This window comes from Hymenobacter sp. UYP22 (genome assembly GCF_040547285.1).
In the GTDB taxonomy this organism is placed as follows: Bacteria; Bacteroidota; Bacteroidia; order Cytophagales; family Hymenobacteraceae; genus Hymenobacter.
Window position 1 is genome coordinate 250982 of sequence record NZ_JBEPPK010000001.1, and the last position, 12693, is coordinate 263674.

Below are 12693 nucleotides of genomic sequence, written 5' to 3' on the forward strand. Positions count from 1 at the left end.
AGGCATTATGAAACGACTCTTTTTTCTGATGCTGATGAGTGGGGCCGGCCTGGTTGGGCTGGCCCCTACCGTTTCGGCTCAAACCACGGATACCACCCGTACGGTAAAGCCGCAGCTGAACACAGCCCCACCCGGCACAGCCCCCACGCCCCGCCCTCAGCAGCCGGTCTATCAGCCGGCTCCGGCTCCCACAGTTCCAACTGCGCCCGACCCCAACGTACCGGCCTCCAACATGCCCTACGACCCAAACCGGCCGTCGGGGCTGAGTTTGCCGGAGCGACCGGGCGTAGCGGCCCCGCCTCCCCCATTGCGGAAATACTTCCTGTATACCAATTTCGGGTTAGGCTTCAGCAGCTACGGTGGCTACAGCCAATTCAGCGGGAGCATTGCCCCCGCCATCGGCTACCGGTTTACGGAGAAGTTTGCAGCGGGTCCGGGTATTTCCTACGCGTATAACAGCTACTCTGCCCGGGGCTTCCAGAGCATCAAAACCAACAGCTTGGGCTTAAAAGCTTTTGCGCAGTACATCGTGTATAAGCAGTTTTTTCTGCATGCCGAATACGAGGTAACCAAAGCAGAAGTACTGTTCCAGGACCCGAGTACCGGCTACCTCTACCCCGGCAAGCTTACGGTGCGCACACCCCTGGCGGGAGCCGGCTACCGCAACCGTTTCAGCGACCGGGCCGCCGCCGACATTGTTGTGCTCTACAACTTCAACGACGGCATTAATGACATCTACGGGCAGCCTGTTATCCGCTTTAGCTTCCTGTTTGATCTTAAGTAGATACCCGTTTAACGGTAGGCTTCAACACAAAAAGCCCCGCTCATAGTATGAGCGGGGCTTTTTGTGTTTTTCGGATTTTGATTTCCACCTACTAGCGTGGAAATGGCGCCAGTTACACTACCCGGCCGCCGCGAATCACGCGCAGCAGGATGGCAATAATGGCAATTACCAGCAAAATGTGAATCAGGTTGTTGCCCTGCATGCCGGCACCCATTACACCAAAGTAGCCCAGGGCCCAGATGATGATCAAAATTACGGCGATGATATACAGTAGATTACCCATGATGGTGAGGAGAGAGTTGGTGAAAAAGGGAGAGAAATAAATCGATTTCCGAACGAACTGGGTGAACTGTGTTCGGAAGCGGATCTGCGGTTTTGTACGCGGCACTTCCGGCAAAAGGTTTAAAAACTCATCAGCTTTTTTTCGTACCAGCCCAAACCAATCGTGTTAAAGGCGTCGTACGGGCTGGAAAAGGCATTTTAGTATCTGAAAAAAACTATACATTACCACGCTACTGTATGCCAGCTGGCCACTTGGGCAGGCCGAGTTTCGGCGTAGCTTTGCAGCTACCCAGGCCTGAAGTACAGGTCTTTTCCCACCCTTTTGTTTTCTGCATATGCACCACGTAGCTGTTATTGGCTCGGGCACTATGGGCAATGGTATTGCCCACGTGTTTGCCCAACACGGATTTTCAGTCTCCCTGATTGACGTTAACCAAGCAGCCCTGGATAAGGGCATGGCTACCATTGGCAAAAACCTGGACCGGCAGGTAAGCAAAGGCAGCCTTTCGGCGGAAGACAAAACGGCCACGCTGGGCCGCCTGGTTTCTTTTACCAGCATTGCCGAGGGCGTGCGCAATGCCGAGCTGGTGGTGGAAGCCGCCACCGAGAATGTAGAGCTCAAGCTGAACATCTTCCGGGAGCTGGACCAGCACGCACCCTCCTCGGCTATTCTGGCCTCTAACACCTCTTCTATTTCCATCACCAAAATTGCGGCCGTTACCAAGCGCCCCGCCCAGGTGATTGGCATGCACTTTATGAACCCGGTTCCGGTGATGAAGCTGGTGGAGGTCATCCGGGGCTACGCTACCTCCGACGAGGTAACGGCGCAGGTAATGGAACTGTCGCGGCAGCTGGGCAAAACCCCTACCGAGGTCAACGACTACCCCGGTTTTGTGGCCAACCGCATCCTCATGCCCATGATTAATGAGGCCATCTATTCGCTGTTCGAGGGCGTGGCCGGCGTAGAGGAAATTGACACCGTGATGAAGCTGGGCATGGCCCACCCAATGGGCCCCCTGCAGCTGGCTGATTTTATTGGGCTGGATGTATGCTTGGCTATTCTGCGGGTGCTGCACGAGGGCCTGGGCAACCCCAAATATGCCCCCTGCCCTTTGCTGGTAAATATGGTAACGGCCGGCCGCCTCGGCGTAAAGTCAGGCGAAGGGTTCTATAGCTGGAGCCACGGCACCAAAGAGCTGGTAGTAGCTGAACGCTTCACGAAATAACTTTTCATAACTTTTTCCTGCAGCGGCCCTTCCATTCAGGCCCTCCGGTTCCGGCTCAGTACCCCGCGTAGCTAGGTACTGAGCCGGAACCGGAGGGCCTCTATTGTTGAGCCCTTGGGTTAAACTTTTTTCACCGCAAAAGCCTTATACCCGTATGCTACGAGCTATTACAACGGTGTTATTGAGTGTGGGCCTGCTCACGGCGGCCTTCGCCCAAAAAACCTCTCCCTCCACCTCTACCAAGAAATCAACTCGAATGGAACAGGCAACATTTGGTGCCGGCTGCTTCTGGTGCGTCGAAGCCGTTTTTCAGGACCTCAAAGGCGTCGAAAAAGTAGTATCCGGCTACATGGGTGGCCGCATTGCCAACCCTACCTATAAGGAAGTGTGCAGCGGCCTCACGGGCCACGCTGAGGTAGCGCAAATTACCTACGACCCCAGTGTTATCAGCTTTGCGGAGCTGCTGGAGGTATTCTGGAAAACTCACGACCCGACTACTCTCAACCGCCAGGGAGCTGATGCCGGCACCCAGTACCGCTCGGCCGTATTTTATCACAACGAGGAGCAACACCGCCTCGCGGCGGAGTACAAGCAGAAGCTCGATGCGGTTCATGCCTTCCCCAATCCTATTGTGACGGAGATTGTACCAGCCGTGACGTTTTACGCCGCCGAGGATTACCATCAGAACTACTACAACCAGAACGGGCAGCAGCCTTACTGTCAATTTGTGGTAAAACCGAAGGTGGACAAAGTACGGCAGGTTTTCGCCGACAAGCTGAAAACCGAAAAGGCTTCCGTGCGCTAAACACTGGCTCGTATCAAGCAACGAAAAAGGGGCTCTGCTATCCGCAGAGCCCCTTTTTCGTTGCTTGGCTTTGTTGCCTCTACTGCTGCTCTACCAAATCAATCTGGAAGGGGCCGTTTTCCCGGCCCAGGGCGTAGAACATGGCTACCTGGTTCATGAGGGTGCGGGCGTAGAGGTCGAGGGCGCGGGTTTCCAGAATCTGGTTGTTCTTCACAATAATGAAGCTCACCAGCTCCCCGGGGTAAGCCCCGTCCTCCCCCAAAGGAGGAATGGCTTCGAAGGGTGAGAAGTTCTTTACCGGCAAAAATTCGCTTTTGGGCAGTTCCATCAGCGTCTTTTCGCCGTACGGAATAAAGCCTTTCAAATGAGAGTAGCGGTAGTTCGGGTTCCAGACCCAGCTACCGTTGAAGATGTAGTATTCATCGGTGCCCAGACGCAGAAAGTCGCGCAACGACACATTTACCGCAATGCGCCAGTTAGTCCGCTCCTCCAGGCTCTGCTTGATGATAGCTAGGCGCGTGGGGTCGGGCGTATCGGTCAGGGGCTGGGTGAGGCGGGCCTGGGCTACCAGCTCGCAGCCGGCGTAGAGGTTCAGCAGCTGCTGGCGCCAAGCGTTCTGCGCGCCCAGTTGATAGGCATCGGCGCGGCTGAATTCAAAGAAGTTGTGCGTATACGGTCCCGCAATGGCTACTCCGTCGCGGCCGTTGGGTTCGGCCCACTCCACCAGAAAGCAGGGCCGGACGCGGCCATCTACCCAGGGCAGTTCCCGGTTGAAGGCCACCCGGGTTTGAATGGCTTCGGAGTCAACGCCCAGTTCCTGAGCAACGTAGTCGCGCACTTCCTCGCGGGCCTGAGCGGCCGAAACAACTGATTTGTGGGTACTCATCAAGCAAAAAGAAAGAATAGTCCGGCAGCCCGGCAGGGAATTATAGAGGTGAGGGCCGCAGCCTACAATGTTAGCAGATTTGCCTGGGCGTTCCTACGAAGATAGTGGGTTTTGCCCCTTGCTCCTGCCAATTTAGCGGCCAGTGCATACGCAAAGCAGCCCTGTCAACTACCTACTGAGCCGACAGGGCCACTCATTACAAAGGCAGCTTGGTACGTACTATACTGCCACGTTATGCTCGCGCAGGGCGTCGTTGAGGGACGTTTTGAGGTCGGTGCTGGGTTTGCGCTGCCCAATGATGAGGGCGCAGGGCACGTGGTACTCGCCGGCGGGGAACTGTTTGGGCAAGGAACCCGGAATTACCACCGAGCGGGCCGGCACGTAGCCGCGGTACTCCTTGGGCTCGGGGCCGGTTACATCAATGATGCGGGTGCTGCCCGTGATGGTAACGCCTGCCCCAATAACGGCTTCTTTTCCTACGAAGCAGCCTTCTACCAGAATACTACGGGAACCGACAAAAGCGCCATCTTCTACGATAACCGGGGCGGCCTGCACTGGTTCCAGTACGCCGCCAATACCCACGCCCCCGCTCAAATGCACCCCCGCCCCAATTTGAGCGCACGAGCCCACGGTGGCCCAGGTGTCCACCATAGTACCCTCGCCTACCCAAGCGCCAATGTTCACGTAGCTCGGCATCATGATAACGCCGGGGGCCAGGTAGGCCCCGTATCGGGCTACGGCCGGGGGCACCACGCGCACGCCCTGCTGCTCATAGTTGCTTTTGAGCTGCATTTTGTCGCGGAACTCAAAGGGGCCCACTTCAATGGTTGCCATCTGGCGGATGGGGAAATACAGGATGACGGCCTTCTTCACCCAGTCGTTCACCTGCCAATCGGCACCTTCGGTGGCGCCGGGCTGGGCCACGCGCAAACGGCCTTTGTCGAGCTCTTCAATAACGTGCTGGATAGCCTCGGTAGTGGCGGGTTGTTGCAGCAGGCTCCGGTCGTTCCAGGCCGCTTCAATCAGGGTTTGTAGTTCAGACATGCAAATGAGTTATCGGGTGTCAGGTACTGGTTGTCCGTTACGGGTAGCCCCGGTTCAGTTCACACTGACACCTGACCACCGGAACCAGACAACGCAAGCGGCGCAAAAGTACCATCTTCGCGTCCAATATGCCGCCGCCCCTTACCATTTTACTGGCCTCCGTGCTCAAGCCCCTGGATGACACCCGGATGCTGGGCAAGTTTGGGCGCACTCTGGCCGGGCAGCGGCCTACGCAGGTGCACGTAGCCGGGCGTTGGGCTCCGGGCCCGGCCCAATTACCGCCCAACCTGCACACGCACGCCCTACTACACGGCTCCCGCCTGAGCCTGGCCCGGCTGCTGGCTCAGTGGCGCTACTGGCAACTGCTGCGCCGACTCCGGCCCCAGGTAGTGGTGGTCCATGCGCCGGAGCTACTGCCGATGACTGTGCTCTGGCAGTTTTGGCACCCCGGTTGCCGCTTCATGTATGATGTGCGGGAGAACTATGCGCTCAACATCCAGACCCAGGCCGTGTACCCGGCCTGGGCCAGAGGGCTGCTGGCCGGACTGGTACGCCACCTAGAAGACCGGGCTGCCCGCCGGGCGGCGGCCATTCTGCTGGCGGAACGCAGCTACGCCGAGGAGCTTCCCTTTGCCGCCAAGGCCCGCACCCTTATTCTGGAGAATAAGTACCAGCCTTATAATGGCGCGCCGCCCGTGTACCCGCGCCGCCTACCCACCGTTTCGGAGCCGCTGCGGCTGCTGTATTCCGGTACCATTTCGGAGCTGAACGGCGTGTGGGAAGCTATTCGGTTTACGTTGCACTTGCGGGAGGCCTGGCCCCAGGCTCACCTGACCATTATTGGGGCGTGTCAGCAGCCGGGCCTGCTGGCGCGCCTGCAAGCCGCCGTGGCTGCCGCCCCCCAGGCCCTCACGCTACGGGGCGGCCCCGAGCTGGTGCCGCACGCTGAAGTGGTGGCGGAAATCCGGCGAAGCCACGTGGGGCTACTGCCCTACCGGCCTCATCCCAGCACGGCCCGGTGCGTACCCACAAAGCTGTTCGAATACCAGGCTACCACCTTACCCGTGGTGGTACCGCCCAATCCGCTGTGGGTGCCGCTGGTGGCCGACGCCGAAGCTGGCATCATCTTCGACTTTCAGCAAGGCGACTATCCTTCCGCACCGAGGCTTGCCCAGCAGTTGCAGAATGCGCTTTTTTACTCCGCTGGGCCACCTTCGAGTGCCCTGTGGAGCAGCGAAGCAGGAAAGTTGCTTCACCTTATGGATTCTATTGGGTAACTACCGACCTTTGCGGCCCGTTTACGGAGCAGGGTACCGATTTTTTCTACCTTCGGCTCTCCCATTCAGTAACTGCCCTGCCCGTAAATTCCCCTACTCATGAGCAACTCTCTCCGACACTCCGAAATTGCCGGCGTTGGCCATTATGTGCCCGACCGAGTGGTAACTAACGCCGACCTAACTCAACTGATTGATACCACCGACGAGTGGATTCAGGAACGCACCGGCATCCGGGAGCGGCGCTGGTTTGAGGAAGGCAAGGACACCACCGCTAACATGGCCGCTAATGCCTCCCGCAAAGCCTTGGAAATGGCTGGCCTCACGCCCAACGATGTGCAAATGATTGTGTTTGCCACGTTGTCGCCTGACTATTTCTTCCCGGGCTCCGGGGTATTGCTCCAGCGCGAATTAGGCATTGCCGCTCCTATTCCGGCCTTCGATGTCCGCAACCAGTGCTCAGGGTTTGTCTACGCCCTGAGCATGGCTGACCAGTTCATCAAGACCGGTATGTATGATACGGTATTGGTGGTCGGCTCCGAAATTCATTCTTCGGGTTTGGATATCAGCACCCGCGGACGGGCCGTATCCGTCATTTTTGGGGATGGCGCCGGCGCGGTAGTGCTACGGCCTAGTTCTCAGGAGGGCCACGGTATCCTGAGCACCCACCTGCACTCCCAGGGCGAGCACGCCGAGGAGCTGATTGTGAAAGAGCCCGGCTCCAACCGCAACAACCGGGTAGACTACGTAGTTGAGAACCACCTGGACATGTACCCTTACATGAACGGCCAGAACGTGTTCAAGCACGCAGTAGTGCGCTTCCCCCAGGTTATCAAGGAGGCCCTCGACCAGAACGGCTACCAGCCCCAGGACATCGACATGCTGATTCCGCACCAGGCCAACCTGCGCATTACGCAGTACGTGCAGCAGAAAATGGGCTTGCCGGATGAGAAGATCTTCAGCAATATTCAGCGCTACGGCAACACCACGGCAGCTTCCGTACCCATTGCCCTGAGCGAAGCCGTGCAGGAAGGCCGCATCAAGCGCGGCGACTTGGTGTGCCTGGCGGCCTTTGGCTCTGGCTTCACCTGGGCTTCCGCCCTGATTAAGTGGTAGCTTTCCAGATAAAGAAAAGTTAAAAAGTCAAAAGTCAAAGCTGCCCCGGGTTCTGTCTTTCAGAATACGGAAGCGGCTCGGACCTTTGACTTTTTAACTTTTACTTTTTACTTCCCATTCATGCCCAGCTACACCGAGGAAAACTACCTGAAAGCCGTTTACAAACTGGCGGAAGCCCAACCCGGCACCGAGGTCAGTACCAACAGTGTGGCCGATGAGTTGCAGACCCGGCCCGCCTCGGTTACTGATATGTTGCGCCGCCTGGGTGAAAAAGGCCTGCTACACTACACCCGCTACCGGGGCGTTACGCTCACCCAGGAAGGCCGGCGGCTGGCGCTACTCACCATTCGCAAGCACCGGCTGTGGGAGGTATTCCTGGTGCAGCACCTGGGCTTCAACTGGGACGAGGTGCACGATGTAGCCGAACAGATGGAGCACATCGACTCCGACCTGCTGGTACGCCGCCTCGATGAGTTTCTGGGCTTCCCCCAACTCGACCCGCACGGTGACCCTATCCCGACGGCCGACGGGGTGCTCCACCGCCCCCAGCACCGCCTGCTTTCCGACCTCCGTCCCGGCGAGCAAGGCAGGGTAATTGCCGTTAAAAACACTTCCGCTTCCTTCCTCCAATACCTGGATAAAGTAGGGGTAAATCTGGGCACTCAGATTGAAGTAGTAGACAAAGTCACGTTTGATAATTCCTTAGAAATCAAGATAAATAACAAGATTAAATACCTGATTTCCGCTGAGGTAAGCCGCAACTTACTGGTTACCGATTAGGCAGGTAACTTTTATTGTTTCAAGTAAAGGAGGAAGCCGAAGGGACACTTACGGAGGTTAAGCCAGCACCCTCGTTTTGGCCAGAACGGCAGTTGGCGCGAAGAGCCCTGGCACTGCCTGCCCGGATAGCGCTACCTTTGCGCCTGCATCATTTCCTTCGTGCTGTGGCCCTAGCTCTTCCCGTTTCCCTTACCGATACCATCATTGCCCTGTCCACGCCGCCCGGCGCCGGGGCTATTGCCCTCATCCGCCTCTCCGGCCCCGATGCTGTGCGGCTCACCGATGAAGTATTTGCCGGTAAACGCCTGCGCGACCAGCCCGGTCACACCCTGCACTACGGTACCGTGCGCGACGGAGCACGAATTTTGGATGAAGTAGTGGTGTCGCTGTTTCGGGGGCCGCACTCCTATACCCGCGAGGACGTGGTGGAAATCAGTACCCACGGCTCCGACTACATCGTGCAGGAAGTAATGGCGCTACTGACCCGGCGGGGGGCCCGTTTGGCGGAGGCCGGCGAGTTTACCAAGCGCGCTTTTCTGCACGGAGCTTTTGATCTGGCCCAGGCCGAGGCCGTAGCCGACCTGATTGCCGCCGATTCGGCCCTCTCGCACCAAGTAGCGTTGCAGCAGATGCGCGGCGGCTTTTCCCAGGAGCTGAAAGACCTCCGGGGTCGGCTGGTGCAGTTTGCCGCGCTGTTGGAGTTGGAGCTGGACTTTGGAGAAGAAGACGTGGAGTTTGCCGACCGCACTGGGCTGGTACAACTCCTGCAAGAAGTACAGCAACTGGTACGCCGGCTGCTTCGCTCCTTTGAGTTGGGCAACGTCATCAAAAACGGCGTTACTACCGTTATTGCCGGCCGCCCCAATGCCGGCAAAAGCACCCTGCTCAACGCGCTGCTGAACGAGGAGCGTGCCATTGTATCGGAGGTGGCTGGCACCACCCGCGACCTGATTGAGGACGAGGTCAGCATCGACGGTATCCGGTTCCGGTTTGTGGATACGGCCGGGCTGCGTGATACCACTGACGTGGTAGAATCCATCGGGGTTGAGCGCACCCGCAAGCGAGTTCAGCAAGCCGCTTTAGTTGTATATCTGTTTGATATTACCGCAACTACCCCTACTCAGCTTAAAGCGGAGATTCAAGGCCTGTCCTTGCCCGCTGGTATACCCGTGCTGGCCGTAGGCAACAAGCTCGATGTAGCCTCCGACCCCGAACTGTTGGCTTTCCAGCATCACCCCGACACCGTGTTGATTGCCGCCTCCCGCGGCGACGGCTTGGATGAGTTGCGTGAAACGCTCCTGGCCAAAGTGCGCGGTGGAGGCCTGGACCGAACCGGGGCCAGTACCATCGTAACCAACCTGCGCCACGCCCAAAGCCTGGAGCAGGCCGCCCATCACCTCGATGCCGTGCTAACGGGCCTGAGCATGGGCGCGGGCACCGAGTTATTAGCTGCCGACCTACGCCACGCCCTGGCAGCTCTGGGTCAGATAACGGGCGAAATCAGCAACGACGACCTGCTCACCAGCATCTTCACCCAATTCTGCATCGGTAAATAAATCCGCCTGGCCTCCTGGCATCGTTACCGGTACAAATAATCTGCACTGTCGAGGAAAAACCTTGCCCAATATGCCAAACTTTTAAGCGGGGGGCCCTTTCTTTGCGCTTTCCCCATCTCAAACAACAACCTGGGCCAAGTTGTAGTATAGGCATCAAACTCTCACGGGGTTTCCGGCTGTCCGGTTATTCTTTAGTTTCGCCCTACAACCCACCCTTCACTCCACATTTATGGCAGAATCTGCTGAACTGATCCTCGACGGGAAATCCTTCTCTCTTCCCGTCATTGAAGGCACCGAGCACGAAAAAGCCTTTGACATTGGCAAGCTGCGCGACCAGTCTGGCTACGTAACCCTCGACTCGGGCTACAAGAACACTGGCGCCACCAAAAGCGCCATTACGTTCCTGGACGGCGAGGAAGGCATTCTGCGCTACCGCGGTTATCCGATTGAGCAGTTGGCCGAGAAATCGAGCTTTCTGGAAGTGGCCTACCTGCTGATTTACGGCAAGCTGCCCACCGAAGCTGAGCTGAAGGACTTCTCCGGCCAGATTACCAAGCACACGCTGGTACACGAGGACATGCGGAAGATTTTCGACGGTTTCCCGTCGGCTACGCACCCCATGGCCATTTTGTCCTCGCTGATTTGCGCCCTCACTGGCTTTTACCCCCAGAGCGTGTCGCCGGATCTGAGCCCCGAGGAAATGGAACTGAACATCATCCGCCTGCTGGCGAAGATGCCTACCATTGCGGCCTGGACCTACAAAAACAATATGGGTCACCCGCTGAACTACCCGCGCAATGACCTCGACTACTGCGCAAACTTCCTGTACATGATGTTCAGCTTCCCCACGGAGAAGTACGACATCGACCCGGTGGTAGTAAGCGCCCTCAACAAGCTGCTCATCCTGCACGCCGACCACGAGCAGAACTGCTCTACTTCCACGGTACGCCTAGTAGGCTCGGCCAACGCCAGCTTGTACGGCTCGGTTTCGGCCGGTATCAACGCCCTGTGGGGCCCGCTGCACGGCGGTGCTAACCAGGAGGTGATTGAGATGCTGGAGGCCATTGAGCAGGACGGCGGCGACACTAGCAAGTTCATTGCTAAGGCCAAGGACAAAAACGACTCCTTCCGCCTGATGGGCTTCGGGCACCGCGTGTACAAGAACTTCGACCCCCGCGCCAAAATCATCAAGAAGGCCGCCGACGAAGTGCTGACTGCCCTCGGCTTGCAGGATAGCCCTCTGCTGAAGATTGCGCAGGAACTGGAGCAGGCGGCCCTGACCGATGAGTATTTCATCCAGCGCAAGCTCTACCCCAACGTTGACTTCTACTCCGGCATCATCTACAAAGCCCTGGGCATTCCTACTGAGATGTTCACGGTGATGTTTGCCCTGGGCCGCCTTCCCGGCTGGATTGCTCAGTGGAAAGAAATGCGTGAGAACAAGGAGCCCATCGGCCGCCCCCGTCAGATTTACACCGGCGAAACGGAACGTGACTACGTTACCATCGACGCCCGCGCCTAGTCTTCTAGGATAGGCATAGAACTAAAAAAGGCCCGCAAATGCGGGCCTTTTTTAGTTCTACAACTACTTGATGACACAACCCATAAGTAGCTGTAAACTACCGTACATTAACGGCGGTGAAGTTTGATTTCATTTCATCATACGCTACCATTTGCTTAGGGCGTAATATGTTGGCCAAGTCCCACTCGTAACGAAGCTGGGTTTCAGCCACAGCTTCGTCCAGCTTGGTAGCGTCGCTGGAAAGCTGGCGGCGCAACTCGGCCATTTCGGTCAGCAGACGCATGTTCAGGGCCCGTACTTTCACATATTGTCCTTCCGTGAGCTTCGTTTGCTCGGCCATACGCCGGGTCATCTCCGTTGCCCGGACAGCCGTTTTAGTGGTTCCATCACCAGCCGCGGCGGGCTGGATATAACCAGCGGTGAATAAGGCGATGCATACAATGGAAGCGAATACTTTTTTCATGGTAGTGGTGGTTTGATGGAAAGAAGAAAAAATATAACCAGATCGAGTAGTTGAAGATAGGAGTATTTAGCAATAAACCAACATAAACTTGACAATTAAAGGATTACCATGAGCCCCGATCTACTTTGCGTAGACCGGGGCTCTGGGTTAAGGCGCTACGTTCAGCGCCGTACGGCTGGCACGGTTCTGCTGGTAGAGGGCAAGCTGAGCCGGCTGGAGCAGAGACGATAGTTGGTACTCATAGTGCTGCTGGGCATCCGCAATAGCGCGGTTTTGCAGATCCGCATCATGCGTGAATACAGCCTTGGCAGCAAGCATTTCCTGCAGCAAGCGGAGGTTGAGGGCTTTCACCTGCACGTACTGACCCTCATTAAGATGAACCTGCTCGGCCAAGGAGCGCGTCATGGCAGATGCGCGGAGCTGCAAATCCCGGTTGCCATTGCCGGGCGCGGCCAACAACCGGTGCGAGGCCAACGTGAGAACTGCCAGAAGCAAAGGAATCGTTAGCTTTTTCATGGGTTGAGAAGTGGAGTGATGGGAAAAGGAGCAAATGCTAGTGTTGGCCCAAGGCCGTCATATTGGCCCTGTTCTGCTGGAACAGCGCCAGCTGAGCGGGCCGGAGCAAGGCGGTCAGGTTGTTTTCGTATTGTGCCTGCGCCTGTGCCAGACGTTCATCCAATAAGGTAGGATCGGCGACAAACCGGGCTTTCAAATCTTCGATTTCGGTGAGCATCCGCAGATTCAGCTGCTTTACGCGCACAATCTGCCCCTCATCCAAATGGGCTTTATCGGCAATGGAACGCGTGAGGGCGGTGGCCCGGGCCTGCAGACTGGTGCCCTCGCTTCGTTCATCGGCTTGGCTTACGCCCTGCAGAACAAGTAGCAGGGCAACGAGAAGAGTAATTTTTTTCATGGTGGAGGAATATGAGGTGTACAGTTAAAGCAGTTGAAAAGC

At 57.2% G+C, this 12693-nt stretch carries 14 protein-coding genes; 8 read left to right on the plus strand and 6 right to left on the minus strand.

Features of this window, described 5'->3' with window-relative positions:
- Positions 1-7 precede the first annotated feature (7 nt).
- Positions 8-784: a hypothetical protein gene (locus ABIB60_RS01170; RefSeq protein WP_354577128.1), complete on the plus strand. Its 777-nt coding sequence runs from the start codon at positions 8-10 to the stop codon at positions 782-784.
- Positions 785-896: 112 nt separating this feature from the next.
- Here ABIB60_RS01170 and ABIB60_RS01175 read toward each other — a convergent pair whose 3' ends face one another.
- A complete protein-coding gene (locus ABIB60_RS01175) occupies positions 897-1067 on the minus strand; it encodes a lmo0937 family membrane protein (protein WP_315997667.1) in 171 nt (56 codons plus the stop codon).
- 334 nt (positions 1068-1401) lie between these two features.
- Between ABIB60_RS01175 and ABIB60_RS01180 the strand changes: the two genes are divergently transcribed.
- Positions 1402-2292, plus strand: a complete 891-nt coding sequence (locus ABIB60_RS01180) for a 3-hydroxyacyl-CoA dehydrogenase family protein (RefSeq protein ID WP_354577129.1) — start codon at positions 1402-1404, stop codon at positions 2290-2292.
- A 256-nt stretch (positions 2293-2548) separates the two neighbouring features.
- Complete coding sequence (msrA, locus tag ABIB60_RS01185; RefSeq protein ID WP_354577749.1) at positions 2549-3097, plus strand: peptide-methionine (S)-S-oxide reductase MsrA; 549 nt, start codon at positions 2549-2551, stop codon at positions 3095-3097.
- A gap of 79 nt (positions 3098-3176) precedes the next feature.
- Here msrA and ABIB60_RS01190 read toward each other — a convergent pair whose 3' ends face one another.
- Positions 3177-3983, minus strand: a complete 807-nt coding sequence (locus ABIB60_RS01190) for a hypothetical protein (protein WP_354577130.1) — start codon at positions 3981-3983, stop codon at positions 3177-3179.
- Positions 3984-4202: 219 nt separating this feature from the next.
- Positions 4203-5027, minus strand: coding sequence for a 2,3,4,5-tetrahydropyridine-2,6-dicarboxylate N-succinyltransferase (locus ABIB60_RS01195; protein ID WP_354577131.1), 825 nt, complete (start codon positions 5025-5027; stop codon positions 4203-4205).
- A gap of 128 nt (positions 5028-5155) precedes the next feature.
- Between ABIB60_RS01195 and ABIB60_RS01200 the strand changes: the two genes are divergently transcribed.
- The 5 genes from ABIB60_RS01200 (at position 5156) to ABIB60_RS01220 (ending at position 11275) form a co-directional block, all read left to right on the plus strand.
- Entirely contained in the window at positions 5156-6304 is a 1149-nt protein-coding gene (locus ABIB60_RS01200; RefSeq protein ID WP_354577132.1) for a glycosyltransferase family protein, read from the plus strand.
- A gap of 99 nt (positions 6305-6403) precedes the next feature.
- Positions 6404-7417 carry a 3-oxoacyl-ACP synthase III family protein gene (locus tag ABIB60_RS01205; RefSeq protein WP_354577134.1) on the plus strand — a complete coding sequence of 338 codons (1014 nt, stop codon included), beginning with the start codon at positions 6404-6406 and terminating at the stop codon, positions 7415-7417.
- Positions 7418-7537: 120 nt separating this feature from the next.
- The gene (locus tag ABIB60_RS01210; RefSeq protein WP_354577135.1) at positions 7538-8197 is read left to right on the plus strand and encodes a metal-dependent transcriptional regulator; all 660 of its coding nucleotides are present in this window, start codon (positions 7538-7540) and stop codon (positions 8195-8197) included.
- Positions 8198-8361: 164 nt separating this feature from the next.
- Entirely contained in the window at positions 8362-9753 is a 1392-nt protein-coding gene (mnmE, locus tag ABIB60_RS01215) for a tRNA uridine-5-carboxymethylaminomethyl(34) synthesis GTPase MnmE (protein WP_354577137.1), read from the plus strand.
- 229 nt (positions 9754-9982) lie between these two features.
- Positions 9983-11275, plus strand: coding sequence for a citrate synthase (locus ABIB60_RS01220; RefSeq protein WP_354577139.1), 1293 nt, complete (start codon positions 9983-9985; stop codon positions 11273-11275).
- A gap of 97 nt (positions 11276-11372) precedes the next feature.
- Here the strand turns inward: ABIB60_RS01220 and ABIB60_RS01225 are convergent, their stop codons facing one another.
- The 3 genes from ABIB60_RS01225 to ABIB60_RS01235 all read right to left on the minus strand — a co-directional run bounded on the left by ABIB60_RS01225 (position 11373) and on the right by ABIB60_RS01235 (position 12651).
- The gene (locus ABIB60_RS01225; protein WP_354577141.1) at positions 11373-11738 is read right to left on the minus strand and encodes a DUF4890 domain-containing protein; all 366 of its coding nucleotides are present in this window, start codon (positions 11736-11738) and stop codon (positions 11373-11375) included.
- 147 nt (positions 11739-11885) lie between these two features.
- Positions 11886-12254 carry a hypothetical protein gene (locus ABIB60_RS01230; RefSeq protein ID WP_315997677.1) on the minus strand — a complete coding sequence of 123 codons (369 nt, stop codon included), beginning with the start codon at positions 12252-12254 and terminating at the stop codon, positions 11886-11888.
- 37 nt (positions 12255-12291) lie between these two features.
- Entirely contained in the window at positions 12292-12651 is a 360-nt protein-coding gene (locus ABIB60_RS01235; RefSeq protein WP_354577142.1) for a hypothetical protein, read from the minus strand.
- Positions 12652-12693: the final 42 nt, after the last annotated feature.